At 66.7% G+C, this 22,538-nt stretch carries 24 protein-coding genes; 13 read left to right on the plus strand and 11 right to left on the minus strand.

All coding sequences use genetic code 11. The annotated features are described in order from the left end of the window. The first annotated feature begins 1 nt into the window (after position 1). Genes cyoB through AC0CH8_RS12920 form a run of 6 tightly spaced genes read left to right on the plus strand, consistent with a single transcriptional unit; the run spans position 2 to position 5,515 of the window. Complete coding sequence (gene cyoB, locus AC0CH8_RS12895) at positions 2 to 1,996, plus strand: cytochrome o ubiquinol oxidase subunit I (protein ID WP_465240242.1); 1,995 nt, start codon at positions 2 to 4, stop codon at positions 1,994 to 1,996. Position 1,997: 1 nt separating this feature from the next. Then, positions 1,998 to 2,630, plus strand: coding sequence for a cytochrome o ubiquinol oxidase subunit III (cyoC, locus tag AC0CH8_RS12900; protein ID WP_465240243.1), 633 nt, complete (start codon positions 1,998 to 2,000; stop codon positions 2,628 to 2,630). After that, positions 2,627 to 2,986: a cytochrome o ubiquinol oxidase subunit IV gene (gene cyoD, locus AC0CH8_RS12905; protein ID WP_204196813.1), complete on the plus strand. Its 360-nt coding sequence runs from the start codon at positions 2,627 to 2,629 to the stop codon at positions 2,984 to 2,986. Before cyoC ends, cyoD begins: the two co-directional genes overlap by 4 nt. Further along, complete coding sequence (locus AC0CH8_RS12910; RefSeq protein WP_465240244.1) at positions 2,983 to 3,669, plus strand: SURF1 family protein; 687 nt, start codon at positions 2,983 to 2,985, stop codon at positions 3,667 to 3,669. The genes cyoD and AC0CH8_RS12910 overlap by 4 nt, the downstream gene beginning before the upstream one ends. Then, a complete protein-coding gene (locus AC0CH8_RS12915) occupies positions 3,669 to 4,982 on the plus strand; it encodes an ATP-binding protein (protein ID WP_465240245.1) in 1,314 nt (437 codons plus the stop codon). The genes AC0CH8_RS12910 and AC0CH8_RS12915 overlap by 1 nt, the downstream gene beginning before the upstream one ends. Beyond that, entirely contained in the window at positions 4,979 to 5,515 is a 537-nt protein-coding gene (locus AC0CH8_RS12920; RefSeq protein ID WP_204196810.1) for a response regulator transcription factor, read from the plus strand. Before AC0CH8_RS12915 ends, AC0CH8_RS12920 begins: the two co-directional genes overlap by 4 nt. A gap of 49 nt (positions 5,516 to 5,564) precedes the next feature. Here the strand turns inward: AC0CH8_RS12920 and AC0CH8_RS12925 are convergent, their stop codons facing one another. Continuing rightward, complete coding sequence (locus AC0CH8_RS12925) at positions 5,565 to 7,916, minus strand: PAS domain S-box protein (RefSeq protein WP_465240246.1); 2,352 nt, start codon at positions 7,914 to 7,916, stop codon at positions 5,565 to 5,567. Positions 7,917 to 8,049: 133 nt separating this feature from the next. Between AC0CH8_RS12925 and AC0CH8_RS12930 the strand changes: the two genes are divergently transcribed. Continuing rightward, positions 8,050 to 8,205 carry a hypothetical protein gene (locus tag AC0CH8_RS12930; RefSeq protein ID WP_204196808.1) on the plus strand — a complete coding sequence of 52 codons (156 nt, stop codon included), beginning with the start codon at positions 8,050 to 8,052 and terminating at the stop codon, positions 8,203 to 8,205. A 28-nt stretch (positions 8,206 to 8,233) separates the two neighbouring features. Here AC0CH8_RS12930 and AC0CH8_RS12935 read toward each other — a convergent pair whose 3' ends face one another. After that, positions 8,234 to 9,703, minus strand: coding sequence for a PAS domain S-box protein (locus tag AC0CH8_RS12935; RefSeq protein ID WP_465240247.1), 1,470 nt, complete (start codon positions 9,701 to 9,703; stop codon positions 8,234 to 8,236). Positions 9,704 to 9,868: 165 nt separating this feature from the next. Here AC0CH8_RS12935 and AC0CH8_RS12940 point away from each other — a divergent pair, with 165 nt between their 5' ends. From AC0CH8_RS12940 to AC0CH8_RS12950, 3 genes are all read left to right on the plus strand, one after another. After that, positions 9,869 to 10,138 carry a GlsB/YeaQ/YmgE family stress response membrane protein gene (locus AC0CH8_RS12940; RefSeq protein WP_204196806.1) on the plus strand — a complete coding sequence of 90 codons (270 nt, stop codon included), beginning with the start codon at positions 9,869 to 9,871 and terminating at the stop codon, positions 10,136 to 10,138. Between the two features lie 20 nt (positions 10,139 to 10,158). After that, positions 10,159 to 10,311: a hypothetical protein gene (locus AC0CH8_RS12945; RefSeq protein WP_465240248.1), complete on the plus strand. Its 153-nt coding sequence runs from the start codon at positions 10,159 to 10,161 to the stop codon at positions 10,309 to 10,311. Between the two features lie 126 nt (positions 10,312 to 10,437). Continuing rightward, on the plus strand, positions 10,438 to 11,859 hold the full coding sequence (locus AC0CH8_RS12950) for a glycoside hydrolase 5 family protein (protein ID WP_465240249.1): 1,422 nt from the start codon (positions 10,438 to 10,440) through the stop codon (positions 11,857 to 11,859). 25 nt (positions 11,860 to 11,884) lie between these two features. On the opposite strand, the gene AC0CH8_RS12955 is transcribed toward AC0CH8_RS12950, so the two are convergent. Beyond that, positions 11,885 to 12,865, minus strand: a complete 981-nt coding sequence (locus AC0CH8_RS12955; protein ID WP_465240250.1) for an SDR family oxidoreductase — start codon at positions 12,863 to 12,865, stop codon at positions 11,885 to 11,887. A 208-nt stretch (positions 12,866 to 13,073) separates the two neighbouring features. On the opposite strand from AC0CH8_RS12955, the gene AC0CH8_RS12960 reads away from it, so the two are divergent. Beyond that, complete coding sequence (locus AC0CH8_RS12960) at positions 13,074 to 13,454, plus strand: hypothetical protein (protein ID WP_465240251.1); 381 nt, start codon at positions 13,074 to 13,076, stop codon at positions 13,452 to 13,454. A 33-nt stretch (positions 13,455 to 13,487) separates the two neighbouring features. Here the strand turns inward: AC0CH8_RS12960 and AC0CH8_RS12965 are convergent, their stop codons facing one another. The 4 genes from AC0CH8_RS12965 to AC0CH8_RS12980 all read right to left on the minus strand — a co-directional run bounded on the left by AC0CH8_RS12965 (position 13,488) and on the right by AC0CH8_RS12980 (position 16,944). After that, complete coding sequence (locus AC0CH8_RS12965; RefSeq protein WP_465240252.1) at positions 13,488 to 13,802, minus strand: hypothetical protein; 315 nt, start codon at positions 13,800 to 13,802, stop codon at positions 13,488 to 13,490. Then, on the minus strand, positions 13,784 to 14,776 hold the full coding sequence (locus AC0CH8_RS12970) for an SDR family oxidoreductase (RefSeq protein ID WP_465240253.1): 993 nt from the start codon (positions 14,774 to 14,776) through the stop codon (positions 13,784 to 13,786). The genes AC0CH8_RS12965 and AC0CH8_RS12970 overlap by 19 nt, the downstream gene beginning before the upstream one ends. Then, positions 14,773 to 15,192: a cupin domain-containing protein gene (locus AC0CH8_RS12975; RefSeq protein WP_465240254.1), complete on the minus strand. Its 420-nt coding sequence runs from the start codon at positions 15,190 to 15,192 to the stop codon at positions 14,773 to 14,775. Before AC0CH8_RS12975 ends, AC0CH8_RS12970 begins: the two co-directional genes overlap by 4 nt. Positions 15,193 to 15,303: 111 nt before the next feature. Next, positions 15,304 to 16,944, minus strand: coding sequence for an FAD-dependent oxidoreductase (locus tag AC0CH8_RS12980; RefSeq protein WP_465240255.1), 1,641 nt, complete (start codon positions 16,942 to 16,944; stop codon positions 15,304 to 15,306). 121 nt (positions 16,945 to 17,065) lie between these two features. Between AC0CH8_RS12980 and AC0CH8_RS12985 the strand changes: the two genes are divergently transcribed. Further along, positions 17,066 to 17,530 carry a DUF3429 domain-containing protein gene (locus tag AC0CH8_RS12985; RefSeq protein ID WP_465240256.1) on the plus strand — a complete coding sequence of 155 codons (465 nt, stop codon included), beginning with the start codon at positions 17,066 to 17,068 and terminating at the stop codon, positions 17,528 to 17,530. Between the two features lie 2 nt (positions 17,531 to 17,532). Here the strand turns inward: AC0CH8_RS12985 and AC0CH8_RS12990 are convergent, their stop codons facing one another. Together AC0CH8_RS12990 and AC0CH8_RS12995 are read right to left on the minus strand one after the other, a co-directional pair. Beyond that, the gene (locus AC0CH8_RS12990; protein ID WP_465240257.1) at positions 17,533 to 17,889 is read right to left on the minus strand and encodes a hypothetical protein; all 357 of its coding nucleotides are present in this window, start codon (positions 17,887 to 17,889) and stop codon (positions 17,533 to 17,535) included. 40 nt (positions 17,890 to 17,929) lie between these two features. Next, positions 17,930 to 21,118 (minus strand): TRCF domain-containing protein, encoded by a 3,189-nt coding sequence (locus AC0CH8_RS12995; RefSeq protein ID WP_465240258.1) that lies wholly within the window; start codon positions 21,116 to 21,118, stop codon positions 17,930 to 17,932. A 101-nt stretch (positions 21,119 to 21,219) separates the two neighbouring features. Between AC0CH8_RS12995 and AC0CH8_RS13000 the strand changes: the two genes are divergently transcribed. Beyond that, positions 21,220 to 21,513 (plus strand): hypothetical protein, encoded by a 294-nt coding sequence (locus AC0CH8_RS13000; RefSeq protein ID WP_465240259.1) that lies wholly within the window; start codon positions 21,220 to 21,222, stop codon positions 21,511 to 21,513. Between the two features lie 88 nt (positions 21,514 to 21,601). On the opposite strand, the gene AC0CH8_RS13005 is transcribed toward AC0CH8_RS13000, so the two are convergent. Both AC0CH8_RS13005 and AC0CH8_RS13010 read right to left on the minus strand, forming a co-directional pair. Then, complete coding sequence (locus AC0CH8_RS13005) at positions 21,602 to 21,859, minus strand: DUF6894 family protein (RefSeq protein ID WP_204196793.1); 258 nt, start codon at positions 21,857 to 21,859, stop codon at positions 21,602 to 21,604. A gap of 255 nt (positions 21,860 to 22,114) precedes the next feature. Further along, complete coding sequence (locus AC0CH8_RS13010) at positions 22,115 to 22,489, minus strand: Dabb family protein (protein ID WP_465240260.1); 375 nt, start codon at positions 22,487 to 22,489, stop codon at positions 22,115 to 22,117. Between the last annotated feature and the right edge of the window lie 49 nt (positions 22,490 to 22,538).

Here is a 22,538-nt window from a genome sequence, read left to right on the forward strand (position 1 = left end):
CATGATCGATCCATCCCTTCTCAAGACGATCTTCGGACGTCTGAGCTTCGAATCCTTCCCGATCCACGAGCCGATCCTGCTCGTCACCTTCGCCGGCGTCGTGGTGATGGGCAGCGCGCTGCTGTTCGCCGTCACGAAGTACCGCCTGTGGGGCTGGTTGTGGCAGGAGTGGTTCACGTCCGTCGACCACAAGAAGATCGGCATCATGTACATGATCCTCGGCATCATCATGCTGCTGCGCGGGTTCGCGGATGCGGTGATGATGCGCCTGCAACAGGCGATCGCGTTCGGTGGCAGCGACGGATATCTGAACGCGCATCATTACGATCAGGTCTTCACCGCGCACGGCACGATCATGATCTTCTTCGTCGCGATCCCGCTGGTCGTCGGCCTCATCAACTATGTCATGCCGCTCCAGATCGGTGCGCGCGACGTGGCGTTCCCGTTCCTGAACAATCTCAGCTTCTGGCTGACCGTCGCGGGCGCGCTGCTGGTGATGGTGTCGCTGTTCGTCGGCGAGTTCAGTCGCGCCGGCTGGCTCAACTACGTGCCCGTGTCGAACCTCCAGAACAGCCCGGACACCGGGCCGGATTACTATCTCTGGGCGCTCCAGATCGCGGGCGTCGGCACCACGCTGTCGGCGATCAACATGGTCACCACGATCATCAAGATGCGTGCGCCCGGCATGACGATGATGAAGATGCCGGTGTTCTGCTGGACCGCCTTGTGCAGCAACGTGCTGGCGGTTGCGATCTTCCCGATCCTGACGGCGGCGTTCGCGCTGTTGATGCTGGACCGGTATGTCGGCACCAACTTCTTCACCAACGATCTCGGCGGCAACCCGATGATGTACTGGAACCTCGTGTGGATCTGGGGTCATCCGGAGGTTTATGTGCTGGTCCTGCCGGTCTTCGGCATCTTTTCGGAAATCACCTCGACCTTCTCCGGCAAGCGCCTGTTCGGCTATTCGTCGATGGTCTACGCCACCGTCGTCATCACGATCCTGTCGTTCCTCGTCTGGCTGCACCACTTCTTCACGATGGGGTCGGGGGCCAGCGTCAACAGCTTCTTCGGCATCGCGACGATGGTCATCTCGATCCCGACGGGCGCCAAGATCTTCAACTGGCTGTTCACGATGTACCGTGGCCAGATCCGGTTCGAACTGCCGATGATGTGGACCGTCGCGTTCCTGCTGACCTTTACGGTCGGCGGCATGACCGGCGTGCTGCTGGCGGTACCGCCCGCCGACTTCGTGCTGCACAACTCGCTGTTTCTCGTCGCACATTTCCACAACGTCATCATCGGCGGCGTGGTGTTCGGCCTTTTCGCGGGGATGTACTACTGGTTCCCCAAGGCGTTCGGCTTCCGCCTCGACCCGTTCTGGGGGAAGGTCAGCTTCTGGGGCTGGGTGATCGGTTACTGGGTCGCGTGGACTCCGATCTATATCGTCGGCCTGATGGGCACGACGCGCCGCGTCCGCCATTTCGAGGACCCGACGCTGCAACCCTTCTTCATCGTCGCGGCGATCGGCGTGGGGATCATCGCGATCGGTATCCTGGCGTTCCTGATCCAGATCGCGGTCAGCATCAGGAACCGCGAGGCGCTGCGCGACACCACCGGCGATCCCTGGGATGGCCGCACCCTGGAATGGTCGACCAGTTCGCCGCCGCCGGCGTACAACTTCGCGTTCACGCCCGTCATCCACGACCTCGACGCGTGGTACGATATGAAGTCGCGCGGGCACGAGCGGCCCGCCGGGGGCTATCGCCCGATCCACATGCCGCGCAACACCGGCACGGGCGTGATCCTGTCGGGGCTCGCGCTGGTGTTGGGCTTCGCGATGGTCTGGTACATCTGGTGGCTGGCGGTGGTGAGCTTCGTCGCACTGATCGCGGTGACGATCGGCCACACGTTCAACTACAACCGCGACTACTACATCCCGGCCGACGAGGTCGCGGAGGCCGAGCGAGCCAGCCTCGCCGTGGCGGGAGCCTGATATGTCCACGCACAGCATGACCACCGAAGGCGCGGCCCCCGGCTTCTACGTCATCGACGAGGAGGAGCATCACGGTCCGGGAGCGAGCACCTCGCTCGGCTTCTGGATCTACCTGATGAGCGACGCGCTGATCTTCGCGACGCTGTTCGCGACGTACGGCGTGCTCAGCACCAGCTATGCCGGCGGTCCGGCCCCGCGCCAGATCTTCGAACTGCCGCTGGTGGCGGTGAACACCGCGATGCTGCTGCTGTCGTCGATCACGTTCGGCATGGCGGCGATCGCGGCGGACGAAGAGCGGCTGGGCGCGACGCGCCTGTGGCTGGGCATCACCGCGCTGTTCGGCGCGGCGTTCGTCGGGATCGAGTTGTACGAGTTCGCGAACCTGATCGCGGAGGGCGCGACGCCGCAGCGCAGCGCGTTCCTGTCTGGCTTCTTCGCGCTGGTCGGCACGCACGGGCTGCACGTCCTGTGCGGCCTGATCTGGATCGGCGTCATGCTGGTGCAGATGAGCCTGCACGGGCTGAACGCGGACAATCGCCGCCGCCTGATGTGTCTCGGCATGTTCTGGCATCTGCTCGACGTCGTCTGGATCGGCGTCTTCACCTTCGTCTACCTGCTCGGAGTGCTGCGATGAGCCACGACACCCACCCTGCCGCCGGCAGCCACGGCTCGCGTCGCACCTACCTGATCGGCTTCGCGCTGTCGGCGGCGTTGACGGCGATCCCGTTCTGGCTGGTGATGACGGGGGTGCTGGTCGACGCTCAGGCGACCGCGCTGGCCATCATCGCCCTCGCCTTCGTTCAGATCGTCGTCCACACGACCTGCTTCCTGCACGTCAATTCACGCTCCGAAGGGGGATGGACGATGATCGCACTGATCTTCACGATCGTCATCGTGGCGATCGTCATCAGCGGGTCGATGTGGATCATGTTCCACCTGAACGGCAACATGATGCCGATGACCGGCGCCGGCATGACCGAAATGCCATGAAGCGCCGCCTGCTGCTTGGCCTCTGCGTGCTCCTGGCGTTCGCCTTCGCGGCGCTGGGGGTGTGGCAGGTCGAGCGGCGGGCCTGGAAGCTGGACCTGATCGCGCGGGTAACGGCGCGCTCCACCGCCGCCCCCGCCCCGCTGCCTCCGCGTGCTGCGTGGCGCGAGGATCAGAGCTATCGCCGGGTCCGCGTCACCGGCACGCTGCTGAACGACCGTGAGACCCTGGTGCAGGCGGTGACGGACTATGGCCCCGGCTGGTGGGTGATGACACCGCTCAGGACCGACACCACGACGCTGCTCGTCAATCGCGGCTTCGTTCCGAACGAGCGGCGTGACCCGAAAACGCGGCAGGCTGCACGGTCGAACGATCCGGTGATGATCACCGGCCTACTCCGCACCACCGAGCCGGGCGGCGGCTTCCTGCGCAGCAACGACCCCGCCGCCGGCCGCTGGTACTCGCGCGACGTGGCGGCGATCGCGCGCGCACGAGGATTGCGCGACACCGCGCCCTTCTTCCTCGACGCCGACGCGACGCCCAACCCCGGCGGCTATCCGGTCGGCGGCCTGACCGTCATTGCCTTCCGCAACAATCATCTCGTCTATGCGCTGACATGGTTCGCGTTGGCCGCCCTGTCGGTCGCGGGTGCGGTGATGGCGTGGCGGAAGGAGGGCACGCAGTGATGGACAGGCCCCTGCTCGCGCTGACCCGCCCGCGCCTTGCCACGCGCGAGGCGCTGTCGCCGGAAACGACCGCGGCGGAGAATATGCGCCAGCTGGTGCAATTGCGCTGGATCGCCGGCGCCGGACAGCTGGTGACGATCCTGTTCGTCGGTGTCGTCCTGCGCGTGCCCCTACCGCTCGCCCCGATGCTGGGAGCGGTAGCGCTGATCGCGGTCGTGAACCTGGCGATCGTCGGTCTGCTCGCGCGGCACCGGATCACCAACGGCCAGATCATGCTGGCGCTGCTGTTCGACATGGCGGTGCTGACCGCGCAACTCTACTGGAGCGGCGGCGCGACCAATCCCTTCATTTCGCTGTACCTGCTTCAGGTCGTGCTGGGCGCGATCCTGCTGGAGACGTGGTCGGTATGGGTCCTCGTCGCCGCGACCAGCCTTTGCTACGCCGGGCTGACGATGCGGAGCGTGCCGCTGGTGTACCCGGTCGGGCTGCTGCCGGAGGAGGGCGACCTCTACACGCTGGGCGCATGGTTGGCGTTCGCGATGATCGGGACGCTGCTGGTGCTGTTCATCACCCGCATCAGCCGCAATCTGCGCGCCCGCGACGAGTATCTCGCCGACCTGCGCCAATATGCGGCGGAGGAGGACGGCATCGTGCGAATGGGCCTGTTCGCCAGCGGCGCGGCGCATGAACTCGGCACGCCGCTCGCGTCGCTGTCGGTGATCCTCAGCGATTGGCGGCGCATGCCGAAGCTGGCGCGCGATCCCGAACTGGCGAGTGAACTGGAGGAGATGCAGGCGGAAGTCGAACGCTGCAAGGCAATCGTCAGCGACATCCTCCACTCCGCCGGCGAACCCCGCGGCGAGGCGATGGCGAGCATCCCGGCACGCGCCTTTCTCGACGAGGTCGCCTCGGCGTGGCAGCCGACGCATGCGGGCGTCCCCCTCGCCTATCGCCGCGCTGATCTCGACGATGCGCAACTGGTCGCGGACGCATCGCTCCGGCAGGCGATCTGGAACCTGCTCGACAACGCCGCGGAGGCGGCGCCCGGCGGGGTCGAACTGACCGCGGCGATCGGCGCGGAGGGGCTGACGATCACGGTATCGGATCGCGGACCGGGCTTTACGGAGACGCAGCTTGCCGGGATCGGCAAGGCCTATCGTTCCAGCAAGGGCGCGGGTCACGGGCTGGGGCTGTTCCTCGCCAGCAACGTCGCGCGCCGCTCCGGTGGGCGTCTGGAGGCCGCAAATCGGCGCGAAGGCGGCGCGCAGGTGTCGCTGATCCTGCCGCTCGTCACCAAGCCGGAGGGACGATGACCGACCCCGTTCGCCGCCTGATGATCGTCGAGGACGACGCCACCTTCGCGCGGACGCTACAACGCTCGTTCGAACGGCGCGGCTATCTGGTGTGGGTGGCGCGCAGCCCGGAGGAACTCGACGCACTGCTGGTTGAGGCCGCGCCGGGCTATGCGGTAGTCGACCTGAAACTGGGTACGGCGTCCGGCTTGACCTGCGTCGAGCGGCTGCACGCGCACGACCCGAAGATGCTGATCGTCGTCCTGACCGGCTTTGCCAGCATCGCCACTGCGGTGGAGGCGATCAAGCTCGGCGCGTGCCACTATCTCGCCAAGCCTTCAAACACCGACGATGTCGAAGCCGCGTTCAGCCGCGCGGCCGGCGACACCGATGTCGCGATCGGCGAACGCGCGTCCTCGATCAAGACGCTGGAATGGGAGCATATCAACGAAACGCTGGCGGAGACGGGATTCAACATTTCCGAAACCGCACGCCGGCTGGGCATGCACCGCCGAACGCTGGCGCGGAAGTTGGAAAAACGTCCGGTGAAGTAGCCGAGCACCGCGCGCCGATCGGCCTTGGAGGCACGATGTCCCGCAAACGTCAGATGCCGTCCCCCAGCATCTGCCGGATACGCGTCGCCAGCGCCTCCATCGCGAAGGGTTTGGTGATCATCTCCATCCCCGGCTCCAGAAATCCCGACGCCATCGCCGCGTTTTCGGCATAACCGGTCATAAACAGCACCCTCAGTGCCGGTCGCAATTCGCGCGCGGCGTCAGCCAGTTGCCGACCGTTCAGACCCGGCAGGCCGATGTCGGTGATCAGCAGGTCGATGCGTCGCCGCGATTGCAGCACCTCCAGCCCCTTCGGCCCGTCGACCGCCTCGATCGCGCGGTAGCCGAGTTCCTTTAGCTCCTCCACGATCAGGCCGCGCACGACCACCTCGTCCTCCACGACCAGCACCACCTCGCCATCCTCGGCGTGATGGGCTTCGGTCAGTTGCGGCAGCGGCTCGTCTTCGTCGGCTGCGCCGCGATGGCGCGGCAGGTAGAATTTGAACGTCGTCCCCTGCCCGACCTCGGAATATATCTTGGCATACCCTTCGGACTGTTGCGCGAAGCCGTAGATCATCGACAGGCCCAGCCCCGTCCCCTGCCCGATCGGCTTGGTCGTGAAGAAGGGCTCGAACGCCTTGGCGATCGTGCCGGCATCCATGCCGGTGCCGGTGTCGGTGACGCAGATGCAGACATATTGGCCGGGCTTCACACCCCGTTCGCGGGCGGCATAGGCACTGTCGAGATGCGCGTTGCATGTCTCGATCGTCAGCTTGCCGCCATCCGGCATCGCGTCGCGGGCGTTGATGACGAGGTTCAGGATCGCGCTTTCCAACTGGTTGGGATCGCACAGCGTCACCCACAACCCGCCCGCCAGCACCAGCTCCATCTCGATCCGCTCGCCGATCGTCCGGCGCAGCATGTCCTCCATCGATGCGATCAGCGTATTGGCGCGCACCGCCTTGGGATCGAGCGGCTGGCGGCGGGAGAAGGCGAGCAGCCGGTGGGTCAGCGCCGCCGCCCGCTGCGCCGCGGTTGACGCCCCGGTGATGAAGCTGTCGAGGTCCGCTACCCGCCCCTGTGCGACGCGGCGCTGCACGATCTCCAGGCTGCCGGTGATCCCCTGCAAGAGGTTGTTGAAATCGTGGGCGATGCCGCCCGTCAGCTGGCCGACCGCTTCCATCTTCTGCGACTGGCGCAGCGCCGCCTCCGCCTCCGCCAGCGCTTCGCCGGCGGCGACTTCCGCGGTTACGTCGCGACCGAAGCCATAGAAGGTACCGTTTTCAGGTACCGTCGACCATTGTATCAGCCGCTCCTCGCCATCCTTGCACCGTAGCGTGGTACGATACTCCATCAGCGGCGTGCCCGAGCGAAGCGTCTCGACACGCTCTGCCCAAAACGCCTCGTCGTCGACCATGAACTCGGTCGTGCGACGGCCCAGCGTCTCACGGCGAGTCCAGCCCAGCGCCTGCGTCCACGACGGATTCACGTCGGTGATGCGGCCGGTGGCATCGGCAACGACCTTCAACACCGGCGACAGCGTCCAGATCCGCTCGCGATCGCGCGCGAGCCGGCGCTCGTCCGTAATGTCGCGTCCGACGGCGTGGATGCGGTTGGCGTCGGGCACGGCGGTCCACGCGAACAGGCGGTACTCGCCGTCCTTCGCACGGTAGCGGTTCTCGAAGGCCAGCGTCGTGATGCCGCGGCTGAGTTTCGCGACCTCCGTCGCAGTCTCGTCCATGTCGTCGGGGTGGATGAAGTCCCCAAGCGATCGGCCGACCATCTCGTCTTCGGCCCATCCCAGCAGCCGCGTCGCGGTCGGGTTCACTGCGGTGATCGCCCCCTCGAACGTGCACACCAACAGCAGGTCGCGCGACAGCGACCACAGGCGATTGCGGTCGTCCTCCAATTGCTGGCGGGCAAGGACCTTTTCCGTCGTCTCGATCACCACAGCCACGACGCCCAACGGCTGCCCATGCTCGTCGCACGCGGGCGAATATTCCAGGTCGGTCCACATCCGGCGGGGCGTGCCATCGCGGATCAGCGTCAGTTCCTGATCCTTGTACGACAGTGTCCCGCCCTCGCGGTACACCCGCTGCATGACATTGGCGTTGAAGTCGGCGACCTCGTGCCACCCCTCCAGCACGTTGGTGCCGAGAAGCGCCGGATGTCGCGCGCCTGCAAAGCTGCGATAGGCATCGTTGTAGATCATCACGCCGCGGTCGCCCCACAACGTGACGATCGGCACCGGCGAGTGCAGGACGAAGGCCAGCATCGTCTTCATCGCCGCCGGCCACGTGTCGATCGGCCCAACCGGGGTCGTCGCCCAGTCGAATGCCGCGATCCGCGTCGCCAATTCCCCATCGCCCGCCAGAAAGGGCTCCTTACCTGTCCTCGGCACTGCTTTCCTCGTCTTCCGCAGCCGCTCCGTCGCAACGATCTTCGATGCTTTTGCGCAACGGATGGCACCAAATGCCCCAGCCGCGCTTTAGGAGCAAATGTCTGTGCGAGAACCTATAGTTGCCGTCGGCTTTTTGACCGCACGCGATCTCGACGTGCTGGGAACCGGGTTTCACCGGCTGTTCCCGGTGCAACAGGACGGCGCGTTCGCCGACCTGCTCGACAAGCTCGACGCGATCGAGGCGGTGCCTCATCGCGACGGGTTGTTGCTGCACCCGAAGGATCGCTGACAGCGCAGGGGGGCCTGGAGGCGTACCGTCAGTCCGACCGCGTGCCCATCCCGCGCTCGCGCCCCCACACCACCGCACCGCTGCGCCGGTTGACGCCGATCTTCGCGTACAGCCGCGCGACGTGGTTGCGGACGGTATTGCGCGACAACCCCAGCCGCGCGGCGATCGCCGTGTCGTCAATGTCGTCGCAGATCAGGTCCAGGATCTCGCGTTCGCGCGGCGTCAGTTCGGCGGTCGGCGCGCGGGCCTCCGGCCGGCGCAGCGTCGCCAGTTTGTCGAGGATCGAGCGGCTGAGCCAACTCGCATCCTTCATCACCTCGTCGATCGCATCGGCCAGGTCGGCCTCGCTGCGTCGCCGCTCGGTCACGTCCTGATAGACCCACAGGATGCAAGGCGCGCCCTGTACGCCGATCGTCTCCGCCGACACCAGACAATCGACCGGCCCATCGGACTTCGACATCAGCCGCGCATCGCAGTCGCGCACGCTGCCGCCCTCCGCGACATCCCGCTCGATCGCCGCGCGGGCGTCGGCATCTTCCCATAAACCGAGATCGTCGGCGCTGTGGCCGACCGCCTCATCGTCCGCATAGCCCGTCAGTCGTCTGAAGGCTGCGTTGATGCTCACCATCCGGTGATCGGCATCGCGCGTCACCGCCATCGCCACCGGCGCCATTTCGAAGATCGTCTGCAAATGGCGCTCGCTGGCCGCCAGCGCCGCCTCCGCCTCGCGCCGCGGCTCCAGATCGGCGAAGGTCAGCAGCATGGCGTCTTCCTGCGTCACGTCGATGGGCTGGCCGGCGAACAGCACCAGCCGCCGCGATCCGGTGGCCGTCAGCAACTCGGCGTGTGATTGGTCGACGATCTCACCTGCCTCCAACCGCTGCCGCACCTCGGTCGGGTCGGGCAGGCTCCCGAGCAGATCGAGCCCGAACAGCGTCTTGCCGACTACCTGCTCCTCACCGAACCCTGTCAGCGCCATGAAGCCGGCATTGATCCGGACGATGCGCTGGTCGCTCAGCCGCACCACGACGGCGGGTGCCGGGTTCGCCTGGAACATCGCGTTGAAGCGCGCCTCCGCGTCGAAGCGTTGCGACACGTCGCTGATCACAAGCGCGAGGTAATCGGGTTCGCCACCGTCAACATCCATCGTCACGTCGCGCACCTGATGCACCCAGCGCACCTCGTCCTCGCCAGCGGGAGCGACCTCGACGATCAGGTCGGGGAAGCGATCGCCCGCCAGCAGCCGGAACAGCGGATATTGCCGATGCTTCAGCGGCTTGTGATCACCGTCCCGCAGCGCAAAGCGCTTGGCGTAGCCCTCCGCGGTCGTGCCGAGATCGTTGACGTCATCGACCCCGTGCATCCGCAGCGCTGCGGCGTTGGCGTCGAGGATCGTTCCCGCAGGATCGATCAGGATCACTCCGTCGAGCAGTTGCGCCATCAGTTGCTGGAGGTGGCGCAGCGTCGGCGCGCTGCCGTGTTCGGGAGTGTCTGGCATGGCGGCTGAAGCGCGCGACGGGCCTCACCTGTTCCCGGACCGGATACCTATTCGATTAGTACTTCAGCACCCATCGGCGCATTAGATCGACTGCTCGCGATCTGAACAACCGTGGCCGGCGATCCGTTGAACGCCCCGTAAGCTCCATCAACAGAGGGAATAATCATGGGTCTCATCGTACTTCTCATCGTCGGCGGCCTGATCGGCTGGGTTGCCAGCATGATCATGCGTACCGACGGTCAGCAGGGCATCCTGCTCAACGTCGTCGTCGGCATCGTCGGCGCACTGCTCGCCGGCTTCATTGTCACCCCCCTGATCGGCGGTGCGCCGATCACCAGCGGCGTCATCAGCATCCAGTCGGTGCTCGTCTCGCTCGTTGGTGCGATCGTTCTGCTCGCGATCATCAACCTCTTTCGTCGCGGCTCGGTCCGGTGAAGGAAGGCCCGCATCGGCTGATGGCGATCTTCGACAGCATCGCGGAGGCCGAACGCGCCGCAGCCGTGCTCAGGAAGGCCGGCGTCCCCGATCGGGTCATCGCGATTCTGCCCTTGCACCCCGGCGACGCCGCTGGTGCAGGCGGAACGCGCACTGAACCGTCGCGTCACTAAGATCGGAGCCGGTAGCCCAGTGCGTTGCCGGCTCCGAACCTGTTCGGCCGCTTGGCTCCGCGAGTATCAGCCAGATCAATACATTGCGTGTGGCGATGTGGCGCATCGGCAGCTAACCTGACCGGCGTGCTCCCGAGTTCAGGTTCCTGCAATCTACCCCTCGCCCGCATCGGCGTCCTGCCGAACCTGCCTTACTTCGTGACCGACGACGGGTCACCCTGGACGCCGATCGGCCATAACGACGCGATCACCTGGCCCGAACTCGCTCCCCTATTCCGCCGCCGCGACATGGCTGCGGTCGAGCGGCATCTGGTCTGGCTGCGCGATCACGGCGTGACGTGCATCCGGCTGATGCTGGAATATTGCCACGGCGAGCATCGTTATCTGGAGCGACCGGCCGGGCGCTTCGTCCCCAACATGGTCCGCTTCTGGGACGATCTGTTCGTACTGCTGGAGAAGGTCGGGCTGCGCGTGCTGCTCACGCCGTTCGACACGTTCTTCATGTGGATACGGTGGCGGCACCACCCCTATGCGCGTGCGAACGGCGGCCCTTGCACGGCACGCCGCACCTGGCTGACCTGTCCCGACACGCGCGCCGCGATCAAGCAGCGGCTGGCGTTCGCCAGCGATCGCTGGGGCGGCAGTCCGGCGCTGTTCGCGTGGGACATCTGGAACGAGATCCATCCCGCTCACGGCGGCGACGATCCGGCCACCGCCGCGCCTTTCATCGCCGACATCGCCGGCTGGCTGCGCGATCACGAGATCGAGCGACGCGGTTGCGCCAACCTGCAGACCGTGTCCGTATTCGGTCCCGAGTTGATCAACCACCCCTCGCTCGTGGAGGCGATCTTCCGCCACCCCGCGCTCGATTTCGCCAACACCCACCTTTACGAAAAAGGTTCGATCGACGCGCCGCGCGATACCGTCGCGCCCGCTCTAGCCGTGGCACGCCTGATGCGCGCTGCCGTGACCGAAGCTGGTACCGCACGCCCCGTCTTCGATTCGGAACACGGGCCGATCCACAGCTTCAAGGACCGCAAGCGCACCCTGCCGGACGCGTTCGACGACGAGTATTTTCGGCACATCCAATGGGCGCATCTCGCCAGCGGCGGCGCGGGCGGCGGCATGCGCTGGCCTAATCGCCATCCGCATGTCCTGACCGCCGGGATGCGAGAAGCACAGCGCGTGCTGTCGCTGTTTCTGCCGGCGATCGACTGGACGCGGTTCCGTCGCCGCAACCTGTCGGAGGAGATGCGATGCAGCGATTCGGGCGTCGCGGTCGTCGGCTGCGGCGACGATGCGCAGGCGCTCGCGTGGCTGGTCCGCACGGACGCGACCGGCCGGGACGGAATGATGGAGGCGCGCACCGACGCGTCGGCTGTTACGCTGACCGTGCCGGGTCTGGCGGACGGCACCTACACCGTGACGGCGTTCGACACGAAGACCGGGATATCGCAGCCGCTATCAACCGCCACCGCCAGCGGCGGCATCCTGCGCGTCGCGATCGGTCCGGTCAGGACCGATGTGGCGGTGGCTATCCGCCGGTGACCATTACCTTGGAACAGGCGGATCTTCAGATCGTCCCCGTCCCCCCGTTCGCGCCGAACACGCTGCCGTCCGTGTAGCTCAACTCCCCCGACGCGAGGGCGACGTACAACGGCGCGAGTTCCGCCGGCTGGCCCGAGCGCCCAAGCGGCGTGTCCTGCCCAAATTCGTGCATCTTGCCCGGCAACTGCCCGCCCGCGACCTGAAGCGGTGTCCAGATCGGTCCCGGCGCGACGGCGTTGACGCGGATCCCCTGCTTCGCGACCTGTTTCGCCAGCGCCTTGGTGAAGATCGCGATCCCACCCTTGGTGGTGGCGTAATCGAGCAGTTCCTTCTCTGGCGCGAACGAGTTCACCGACGCGGTATTGATGATCGCCGATCCCGGCTTCATCAGCGGGATCGCCGTCTTGGTTATCCAGAACATCGCGTACAGATTCGTCTTCATCGTGCGGTCGAACTGTTCGAAGCTGACCTCCGCGATCGAGTCCTTCGACTGCTGGTACGCGGCGTTGTTGACCAGGATATCCAGCCCGCCGAGCTTGCGGTTGGCATTGCCCACCAGATTAACGCAGAATTCCTGATCGGTCAGGTCGCCGGGGATCAGCGTGATCTTGCGCCCCTCCGCACGGAGCAGTTTGGCGACGTCCTGCGCGTCGGGCTCCTCGGTGGGAAAATAGTTGATCGCGACATCGGCGCCCTCCCGCGCGAAGGCGATGACCGCCGCGCGACCGATGCCGGAATCGCCGCCGGTGACCAGCGCCTTACGCCCCTGCAACTTGCCCGATCCGCGATAGCTCCGTTCACCGCAATCGGGCACCGGCGTCATGTCGCGCTGAAGCGCCGGCCATTTCTGGCGCTGCTCGGGATAGGGCTGGCTGGTATATTTGGTCTGCGGGTCTGCGAATGGTGGCGGCGCGCTCGCCTGTGCCAGCGCAGGCGCAGCGGCAACGGCGGCACCGGCGACGGCCGCACCCTTCAACAAGTCTCGGCGATTGGCGAGGTCGGTCATGACAACACTCCTGCGAATGATGCGAGAACAGCGTCGATCATCGGAAAAGGTTCATGCTTTCCAGTAATTTAGAGGATGTTGGATCAAAGCGCTTGATCCCGATCAAGCACTGCAACCTATGTTGCCGTTCGCATGGAATCAGCGGAGCCATCGGCCGTTACGCCTCGTTAGCGGCGCGGGATTTCTCCCGTACGAGAGGATGTGCCTGATGGCTGTCAAATTTGCCGGAACGATGAACGCGATCAACCGCGGCCTCGACGAAACCAAGCCCGACAAGGGTGCGCACATGGTCGAGGATTGGGAGGCCGCGCTGGCCGATCTGGACGTGACCGGAGCAAAGGGTATCCTCCGCGACCTGGGTTCGCTGCGCAAGCAGCTCGAAAAGGATACGCCGGATGCCGACCGCGTCCACGCGCTGCTGCACCGCCTGGGAGTCGCGACGACGAAGATCGCCGACAAGGCGGACAAGTCGCAGGACAAGCTGAAGGCACTCGGCGAGGCATTAACCGAGGCGGGCGAGGATCAGCCCGACGAGGATGAAGACACGGAAGCCGCCGCCGCACCGAAGCGCGCGCGCAAGAAGGGCTAACGTCGGCGGGGCGGCCGCACTGGCCGCCCCGTGCTACCCATCGAGCGCCGCATGCCAATCGGCGTAGGGGGTATTCGCCGCCATATGGCGGTTGAGATCGTCGCCCTGCCACCACACCGGACCACGCTCGCCAAGACCCATCTTCGCCGCATTCACATCCGACCGCGCCGCCTTCAACGCCGCGGCGTCCCCGCTGGCCAAGGCCGACCGCACGGCCCGGCGCGCGGTCATCAGCCGATCGACCAGTGCCTGTCGCTCGTCTTCCGCCAAGTTCGGGTTCGCGCGCCGCCAAAGGCGTCCGCGCACCACGATGTAGCGGCCGTCCGGCGTTACCGGCGGCGTTGCCATAGCCACGCACCCACCGCGGCGAGCCCGACGGCGGCCGTCGCGCCCGCCGCGGCAGCCGCCTTGCGTCGCCGCTCAGGGTGGCGACGCCCGCCATCCGTGCCGCTGGCGCCGGAGGGCGGCTCGTGGAGTGTGCCGCTATTGTCTTTGCCCGTGTCCGCCCTGCTCGCCCAGACATCCATAAAGCCGTTCATCATCGCCGCACCCAGGTTGGGCGCCGCGAACTGGCCGAGCTTCAGCGCGATCGAAGGCGCACCGACCACGGTCGTGTTGCGGGGATGCCGCGCGAGCCGGACCACCGCCCTCGCGACCGTTTCCGGCGCGAGCGCACCGGGCGGCAGCGACAGCTTGGCGCCCGTATAATTACCCGCGTGGTCGATGCCCGGTGTGTCGACAAAGGTGGGATACACATCGCAGATGTGGATGTTCGGCCGCTTCGACACTTCGCCACGCAGGGCCTGACTGAACCCGCGCAATCCGAATTTGCTCGCTGCATAGGCCGCCGCATAGGGCGTCGCGACGAAGCCGCCGACCGAGATCATGTTCACCCAAGTGCCGCGATCCTGCGCGAGGAAGATCGGCAAGACCGCGTGGACGTCGTTCATGTGACTAACCAGATTCGTCTCGATCACCCGCGCGTGATCCGCGATCGGAACGTCCTGATACTTGCCGACGACCCCGACCCCAATGCAGCTGAACCACAGGTCGATGCCGCCCAGCCTGTCGCGCGCCGACGCCGCGAACCCGGCCACCGCCGCGGCGTCGGTCGCGTCGACCACCTGCACCGCGGCATCGCCACCCGCTTCGCGACAGCGACGGGCGATATCCTCCAGACCGGCTTCACCGCGCGCGCCCAGCATCAGCCGGGCGCCCTGCTGTGCGAAGGCGATTGCGGTCGCCGCGCCGATCCCGCTCGACGCACCGGTGATGACGACGCGCAGCGGCGCGCCGTCCTTGCCCGCCGCCGCGCCGCTCATCGCCCGACTGCCTCCTTGACCGCATCCGCCGCCTTGGCGAGCAGACCCTTCTCGGCTTCCTCAGCCTCTTCCTTGGTCCTGAATGCCGCGCCCTCCGGCTCCGCAGGCGGGGCGTAGACGGAGAACAGCTTCAACTCGCCCGAACCCTTGTTGACGATATTGTGCTGCGCGCCCTTAGGTACGACGACGAGGTGGTTGGGACCCGCCTTGGTCGAATGACCGTCGATCACGACGTGCGCATCGCCGGCGACGATGAAGGTGGTCTGGTCGGCCGGATGCGTTTCCATGCCGATCTCCTCGCCGGCCGGGATGCTCATCAGGACGATCTGCACCTTCTTGTCGCGGTAGACCTCCTTCTGCCAGAGCTCGTTCCGCGTCGCGAGGTCGACCATATCCTTGTTGAAGATCGTCATCATATTCTCCTGTCGGCGATATCGACAGGTTCGACGCACGAGACGCGGCGGGTGTTCCTAAATTCCTGCTGGCATCAGGCAATCGGCCTCCCCATACCTAAGCCCGCGACGGGATCATCCCGCCTCTGCTTTCCGGTCCGCCAGCAAGGCGTGGATCTGCGCGACGACCGCCGCTCCCTCACCCACCGCCGCGGCGACCCGCTTGGTGGAACCGGCGCGCACGTCGCCGATCGCGAACACGCCGGGCTTGCTCGTCTCCAGCGGCAGGGCGGCGTTGCCGGTGACGACGAAGCCCTTCGCATCGGTGTCGACGCAGTCGCGCGCCCAATCGGCGTTGGGGTCGGCACCGATGAACAGGAACAGGTGGCGTAGCGCGCAACTATAGGTCGTGCCGTCGTGCCGGTTGCGGAAGGTCGCCGCGGTCAGCCCGCCGATGCGATCTCCCTCCAGTGCCGCGACTTCGTAGCCGACATGCACCTCGACATTGGGAAGCGCGGCGATCCGGTCGATCAGGTAGCGCGACATCGTCTCCACGAGCGGGCGGCGGACGATCAGGTGCAGGCGGTTCACCTGCGGCGCAAGGAAGACGACCGCCTGCCCCGCCGAATTGCCGCCGCCAACCAGCGCCACATCCTCCCCCGCGCACAGCCGTGCCTCGATCGGCGACACCCAATAGGAAATGCCCGCCCCCTCGAACGTCGCGAGGTTCGGCACGTCGGGCCGGCGATAGCGCGCGCCCGACGCGATCACCACGGTCGCCGCCGCGATCCGTCGGTCGCCGCTGCACACCAGCGTCAGATGCTCGCCGTCGCAGTCGAGCCGCTCCACGCCGACCGGGATCGCCACCTCCGCCCCGAACTTCAGCGCCTGATTGAACGCCCGTCCGGCCAGCGCCTGCCCGGAGATGCCGGTCGGAAAGCCCAGGTAATTCTCGATCCGCGACGACGCGCCAGCCTGTCCGCCCATCGCACGCGCGTCGAGCACCACCACCGACAGCCCCTCGCTGGCGGCATAGACCGCCGTCGCCAGCCCGGCCGGACCCGCGCCGACCACCGCAACGTCGTACAGGCGGTCGGGATCGATCGCAGGCACGATGCCGAGGCAGGCGGCGAGTTCCTCGTTGCTCGGATGTTTCAGGAGCGGACCGGACGGACATACGACGAGGGGCGCTTCCTCCGGCAGGACACCGGTGCGTTCGACCAGCGCGCGGCCCTCTTCGTCGGAATGGATGTCGAGGACGAGATTGGGCAAGCCGCTACGGCTGAGGAAGCCCTGGAGGCGCACGATGTCGGGGCTGCCCGGTACGCCGATCAGGATCGTACCCGCGCCGCCCTCCTCGATCAGGCTGACGCGGCGCAGGATCAGCGCGCGCATCACGATCTCGCCGAGATCGGCGGATCCGACCATCAACGCGCGCAGATGCGCCGCATCGAACGGCAGCGCCGTGCACCCGTCCGGCCCGGCATGCCCCGCCGCGATCGAGGCACGCCCGGCCAGCTGGTTCACCTCCCCCGAAAACTGGCCGACGCCGTGCGTGGTGACCGGCGCCTCCCGGCTGAGCCCGTCACGGCGCACGACCTCGATTGATCCGGCGAGCACCAGCCAGGCCGGCGCGTGCAGATCACCGATCGCGTAGACGCTCTCGCCCGCCGCGAACCGCACCTCCGGACCGCTGGCGAAGCGGCGTGCCGTGTCGATGTGCGCCAGCGACAATGTTGGAAAGCGTTGATGTTCGCGGGTGTCGATCGTGCTCATCCTGCCCTCCAACGGTCGTGCAACCTCCACCATACACACGTTTTTGCAGCGCAGCAGGGCTTTGCAAACATCGCCGCCCCGCGTCGTTGTAGCGGCACCGACATCGCAGCCGGAGCGAAGCATGACCACAAGCAGGACCAGCCCACCCGATCCCGTCGTCAACGCCCTCGGCTTTGCCGGTCTTCTCCCCCAGATAGCGGCACTGCTCGCGCTGCTGGTCCTCGGACCGCGCTGGCACGACGCGGCAGTGATCGTCGCCTTCGCCTACGCTGCCCTGATCCTGAGTTTCCTCGGCGGCATGTGGTGGGGCATCGCGGCGCAAGCGGATGTGCGGGCACTGCGCTGGCTCTGGTTCGCGGCCGTGACGCCGTCGCTGATCGCCTTCGCCGCCGCGCTGCCCTGGGCGTTCGGGACGCCTTCGCCCGGTGCATCGCTGATCGCATTGGGAATGGCGATCCTTGGATCGCTCGTCGTCGACCGGCGGCTGCGTGCCGCGGGGCTGGCGCCGGCTTGGTGGATGCGGATCAGGACGCCGCTTTCGGTCGGTCTTGGTGGGCTGACGCTTGTGATCGGCATCCTCGCCTGAGGTCAGGCGCCGGGCTTCGGCTCCAGCAGATTGCCGTGCGGCACGTCGTTACCCACGACATCCTCGCGCGGGACGAAGCGGGTGACCCATTGCGGATTTCCCTCCGGTGACAGTTCGATGTCGGGATAGCCGATCGGATCGACGCCCGTCTCCACCCAGCCCGCACCGAGGCAGCGGTCGCAGATCGCGCGCTTGCAGCGGAAGCTGACGAGGTCGATCTCGGTATTCCACTCGCCATAGCCGCGACAGACCGGGCAGAGCGCATCCATATTGCCCTTGCGCGGCTTCAGCGGGATGATGTCGAAAGCGTGCGGTGCATCCGGTCCGGTCGGATAAACAATGTTACTGGCATGAGGCATGTCGCGCCAACGTACGACCGATCGACTGGCTCCGCGACCGTCATCCGAGCAGCCCCACCAGACGCTCCAGCCGCGCCGCCGCATCATCGATTCGTTCCAGCAGCAACAGCCGCCCGTTCTTCTCGGTCAAACCTTCGAACCCTCCGGCCAAGTCGCTGTCCGATCGGGGCGTCAGCGCGATCGCGGCTGGTCCCGCATCGATCCGGGCGATCCCGTGATCGCGCGCCAGTTCGCGCAGCCGTGCGACCGCGAGCAGGCGCTGGGCCTCGTCGGGCAATTCCCCGAAGCGGTCCTGCAATTCCTGCTCGAATGCGTCCAGTTCCACCGCGTCCCGCAGCCGCGCGAGCCGTGCGTACAGCGAGATGCGCAGGTCCTCGTCCGGGATCCACTCTTCGGACAGTCGGCCCTCGACGCCCAGATTCAGTTCCGGCGTCCACCGCTCAGCCGTTTCCCCGCGCGCCACGCGCAACGCCCCCTCCAGCAACTGCTGATACAGTTCGACGCCGATCAGCCGCATGTGACCCGCCTGCGTCTCGCCCAGCAGATCGCCGGCTCCGCGCATGTCAAGGTCGCGGGCGCTGATCGCAAAGCCCGCACCCAGCCGGTCGAACGCCTCCAGCGTCCGCAGCCGCTTGAGCGTGCGGGGGGCGATCGCCTGCTCGGCATCGGTGAACAGCAGCACCTGCCCGCGGCGATGGCCGCGACCGACGCGCCCACGCAACTGGTGCAATTGCGCCAGCCCGAACCGGTCGGCGTGAACGATCGCCATCGTATTCGCGCGCGGCACGTCGAGCCCCGCTTCGATGATGTTGGTCGCCAGCAGGACGTCGCCGTCGCCGCGCCCGAACCGGACCATCGCCTCGTCGATCTCAGCCGCTGGCATCTTCCCGTGCGCCTGGAGCAGTTCGAGCTCCGGGACGAGCTTGTTAAGCGTCTCCGCCAGCGGCGCCATGTCGGCGATCCGTGGCACCACCACGAAACTTTGCCCGCCCCGCGCCCGCTCCCGCAACAACGCCGCGCGCAGCACTTCGGTATCGAACGTCGAGACAGCGGTGCGGATCGGCTGTCGCCGCGCCGGTGGCGTTGCGATGATCGACAATTGGCGCAGGCCGACGAGCGCGGTCTGGAGCGTGCGCGGGATCGGCGTCGCCGACAGCGTCAGGACGTGGCCGGCGGACAGATCCTGCAACCGCGCCTTGTCGGCGGCCCCGAAGCGCTGCTCCTCGTCGACGATGACCAACGCCAGATCCTTGTACGCCATACCTTTTCCGGCGACCGCGCCGGTGCCGATCACGACATGGATGCTGCCATCGGCCAGCCCGGCCTTGACGCGGCGCTTCTCCGCGGGTGTCGACAGCCGCGACAGGCCGGCGACGACGATGTCGGTATTGTCGAACCGGCGCGCGAAGCTGTCGAGATGCTGGCGAGCGAGTACGGTGGTCGGCGCGGCCAGCGCAACTTGCCTCCCGGACAGTGCCGCGACCGCCGCGGCGCGCAAAGCCACCTCCGTCTTGCCATAGCCGACATCGCCGATGACGAGCCGGTCCATCGGCCGCCCGGAGGCAAGGTCGCTGCGCACCGCCTCGATCGCGGCGAGCTGGTCGGGCGTTTCGGAGAAGGGGAACCCGGCCGCGAACCGCTCATAATCGGCGGGGGCGGGGTCCAGCACCGGCGCAGTGCGATCGGCACGCTCCGCTGCCATTTCGGTCAATTGGCGTGCCGCTTCGGCGATCGTGGCGTCGATCCCCGCGCGGCGCTGCTGCCAGCTCTTGCCGTCGAGCGTGTCGAGCGTGACCGCGTCGTCCTCCGCGCCGTAGCGCCACAGCCGATCCGCCTCCGCGACGGGAACGAGGCGCACCGCGTTCTTCGCATAGGTGAGTTTGATTGCGTCGCCGCCCGGCTGCTCCTGGTCACCGGGCAGCGTTTCGAGCCCGGTCACGGTACCGATGCCGTGATCCTCGTGGATGACCGTGTCGCCGACGCGGATCTCCGCGGTCTGGATCAGCGAGACATTGGCCGCACGCGACGGCGCTTCATCACGGTCGGCGCGGCTGCCGATCAGGTCGGATGCTGCCACGGCGAGGATGCCGGGCCGGCGAAAGCCGCGATCGGCCGGGACCGCGAGTGTCAGCAGCGTGCCGGGCGCGGCATCGTGGACGGCGGCCCATGTCGCGCGCTGTTCGGCCGGCTGGTCCAGCACGCTTTCCAGACGCCGGGTCAGGAAGCGCAGGTCGCGCTCGCCACCCAGGAGGACGACGCGGTCACCGGCTTCGATCGCCGCCTTGCCGACCTTTGCGAAGGCGCGCAGCGGCGCACGCTGTTCGACGAAGCGGGCCGGCGGTTCGTCGGTGCGCCGCAAGGTCACCGTGTCGCGGCCTTTCAGCGCAGCGCGCCAGCCGGCGTCGTCGATCACTTCGCGTGCGGCGCGACGGGAACCCCTGCGTGCGGCATCCTTGCTCAGCAGCAACAGGCGCCGGCGGCGTTCGTCCGCGGCGGGGGTGAAGGCGATCGTAGCCCCCGGCAAATGCGTGGTCAGCGGACAGCGATCGTCGCCAAGCGGCGGCTCCGCGACGCGACCGAGTTCCCGATGCTCGATCTCGCCGACCGCGCGCTGGTCGATGGGGTCGTAGCAGCGGATCGACGCGATCACGCCCTCCGCGACCTCGATCCGCACGGGGTCGTCGGCATCGGCGGGGAATACGTCCAGCACTTGCCCGCGCAACGCGACCTCGCCGGGCTCGTCCACTCGCTCGTCCGCGATATAGCCGATCGAGACGAGTTGATCGTACAGCGCCTGAAGGTCGCACGCCGCGCCGGCCGCCACCTTCGGCGGCTCCGCCTCGAACGCGACAGGCGCGGGATAGGCGTTGGCCAGTGCCTCGCCGGTGGTGACCAGTGCGATCGGCGGGTGCTGCTTGTCCGCCAGCATCCTGCGAACGGCGCGTAGCGTGGAGACGCGCTGGCCGACATTGCCGGGAGATGCCGGCGCATCGTCACCCGGCAACGCATCGGTGCCGGGACAGAAACAGACGCACGCGCCCGGCATCATCGCCGCCAGTATCCGCGTCAGCGCGAGGGCACGCGTCTCGTCGGCTTCTGCGACCAGCACATCGCCCCGTTGAAGCAGAACCGCCAGTTCGGCCGCGATTTCGGCCGTGCCCAATGCGGGTTTCAGCGCATCCTCCTCAGGCGGCATGGTAGCAATCTCCGCCGCCGAGAGCGTGCGCATAAGGGTTCATCCTGTTGAGTATGCTGGAGAAACTCTCACGCGTCGTTGCCGTTCCCGGGCGCAGGGTGGACGCCGCACGACGATTGCCGCAGGACGATGCCATGTCCGACGATGACGAGCACAGGTCCGACCCTTACGAGCGCGGGCGCCGCGACGGCCTGCGTCTCGCGCTGGCGATGCTGGCGGCGGAGGAGGGCAAATGGGCCGCGCTGGTCGGCGAAAGCCCGTCATGGCGCACAAATCAAACGCGGGAGGTGCGCCGAAAGATGCTGGAGGTGGCGCAGAAGCGCATCCACACCGTCCTGAACCGCATGACACCCAGCAACGCCGACAGTGGCGACGGCGAGGCCATCAGCGGAGAACTGGCCGCCGCGCTGGATAAGATCGGGCTGTGACCGCACGATCGGAGCGCCGTTTCCGGCAGGTCACGTTCCCGGTGACGCCGTATCGCTCCTGCGGGTCGGGCACGTCGGCGGACTGGCGTTATGCCGCGCGAGATCCGGTGGAGAGGAACGCGATGGCCTGAGCGAAATACAGCACGTGAACGACTGTCCCGGCTTCGTCCTGAACCTCGATACGCGGGCTCAAATCGACCACGCCGGACATCGCGTCGGCCGCAATGATTTCTCTCGCGCCACCCAGCGCCGCCGCCTTCATGTCGTCCGAGGAGTCAAACATCGCGCCCTCGGTATCCAGCGCGGTGTCCACGTCGCTGTGCAGGTTCAGGAAAAATCGTGGCATGGTCTGCTCGATAGATGATGGCGGATGCCGGAGCGCCCGATCGGCTTTGCCAGGAACTTGTTGACCGACGGGCTTTTATGACACGTTTTCGCTTTCAGACGGCTTAATGCCGCCGTCACCCCGCCTCTATTTCTCGCTGATGTGAATTACTTACCTGAGTTATCCGAAGAGGCACTGCGCCGTTGATAGTTCCCGCGAATAGTACGAGCGGGTAAGCGGACGCTTGAACATATGCTGCAATCTCAGCGGCAGCCACTACACGTCGATGCTGTCGTACACGACCACCTTTTCCCAAAGGTCGCCGCAGGTGGCGACGAAACGCTGGTGTATGGGGTGGTCCTGATAGCGCGCCTGATCCTCGACCGTGTCGAAGATCATGAGTTCCGACACGTGATAGCTGCCGTCCACCACCGATCGCTTTTCCGTATCGGCAGGCACGCCGACCCGCAGTTCGCGGATGACGGGAATGTCGCGCAACGTCTTCAGGCCGGCAATGAGTTTCGGGGCGGTTGCCGGGTCCTTCAGCCAGAAGAAGACGTGATGTACGACCTTGCCCTTCGTAGCGCCGCGCCCGGCCGCCGTGGCGCGACCCGCCACGGTTGCAAGGCCGGCGACGGTCAGCAGTCCCATCCATCGTCGACGATCCACCACCATGATATTCCTTCCGAAGGTCCGCCGA

It is taken from the genome of Sphingomonas sp. AC435, from assembly GCF_979253005.1.

Bases quoted from the DNA above. Each gene is read 5' to 3' on its own strand.
- cyoB (WP_465240242.1), top strand. From the start codon at position 2: ATGATCGATCCATCCCTTCTCAAGACGATCTTCGGACGTCTGAGCTTC.
- cyoC (WP_465240243.1), top strand. From the start codon at position 1,998: ATGTCCACGCACAGCATGACCACCGAAGGCGCGGCCCCCGGCTTCTAC.
- cyoD (WP_204196813.1), top strand. From the start codon at position 2,627: ATGAGCCACGACACCCACCCTGCCGCCGGCAGCCACGGCTCGCGTCGC.
- AC0CH8_RS12910 (WP_465240244.1), top strand. From the start codon at position 2,983: ATGAAGCGCCGCCTGCTGCTTGGCCTCTGCGTGCTCCTGGCGTTCGCC.
- AC0CH8_RS12915 (WP_465240245.1), top strand. From the start codon at position 3,669: ATGGACAGGCCCCTGCTCGCGCTGACCCGCCCGCGCCTTGCCACGCGC.
- AC0CH8_RS12920 (WP_204196810.1), top strand. From the start codon at position 4,979: ATGACCGACCCCGTTCGCCGCCTGATGATCGTCGAGGACGACGCCACC.
- AC0CH8_RS12935 (WP_465240247.1), bottom strand. From the start codon at position 9,703: ATGCCAGACACTCCCGAACACGGCAGCGCGCCGACGCTGCGCCACCTC.
- AC0CH8_RS12940 (WP_204196806.1), top strand. From the start codon at position 9,869: ATGGGTCTCATCGTACTTCTCATCGTCGGCGGCCTGATCGGCTGGGTT.
- AC0CH8_RS12945 (WP_465240248.1), top strand. From the start codon at position 10,159: ATGGCGATCTTCGACAGCATCGCGGAGGCCGAACGCGCCGCAGCCGTG.
- AC0CH8_RS12955 (WP_465240250.1), bottom strand. From the start codon at position 12,865: ATGACCGACCTCGCCAATCGCCGAGACTTGTTGAAGGGTGCGGCCGTC.
- AC0CH8_RS12960 (WP_465240251.1), top strand. From the start codon at position 13,074: ATGGCTGTCAAATTTGCCGGAACGATGAACGCGATCAACCGCGGCCTC.
- AC0CH8_RS12965 (WP_465240252.1), bottom strand. From the start codon at position 13,802: ATGGCAACGCCGCCGGTAACGCCGGACGGCCGCTACATCGTGGTGCGC.
- AC0CH8_RS12970 (WP_465240253.1), bottom strand. From the start codon at position 14,776: ATGAGCGGCGCGGCGGCGGGCAAGGACGGCGCGCCGCTGCGCGTCGTC.
- AC0CH8_RS12975 (WP_465240254.1), bottom strand. From the start codon at position 15,192: ATGATGACGATCTTCAACAAGGATATGGTCGACCTCGCGACGCGGAAC.
- AC0CH8_RS12980 (WP_465240255.1), bottom strand. From the start codon at position 16,944: ATGAGCACGATCGACACCCGCGAACATCAACGCTTTCCAACATTGTCG.
- AC0CH8_RS12985 (WP_465240256.1), top strand. From the start codon at position 17,066: ATGACCACAAGCAGGACCAGCCCACCCGATCCCGTCGTCAACGCCCTC.
- AC0CH8_RS12990 (WP_465240257.1), bottom strand. From the start codon at position 17,889: ATGCCTCATGCCAGTAACATTGTTTATCCGACCGGACCGGATGCACCG.
- AC0CH8_RS12995 (WP_465240258.1), bottom strand. From the start codon at position 21,118: ATGCGCACGCTCTCGGCGGCGGAGATTGCTACCATGCCGCCTGAGGAG.
- AC0CH8_RS13000 (WP_465240259.1), top strand. From the start codon at position 21,220: ATGTCCGACGATGACGAGCACAGGTCCGACCCTTACGAGCGCGGGCGC.
- AC0CH8_RS13005 (WP_204196793.1), bottom strand. From the start codon at position 21,859: ATGCCACGATTTTTCCTGAACCTGCACAGCGACGTGGACACCGCGCTG.
- AC0CH8_RS13010 (WP_465240260.1), bottom strand. From the start codon at position 22,489: ATGGGACTGCTGACCGTCGCCGGCCTTGCAACCGTGGCGGGTCGCGCC.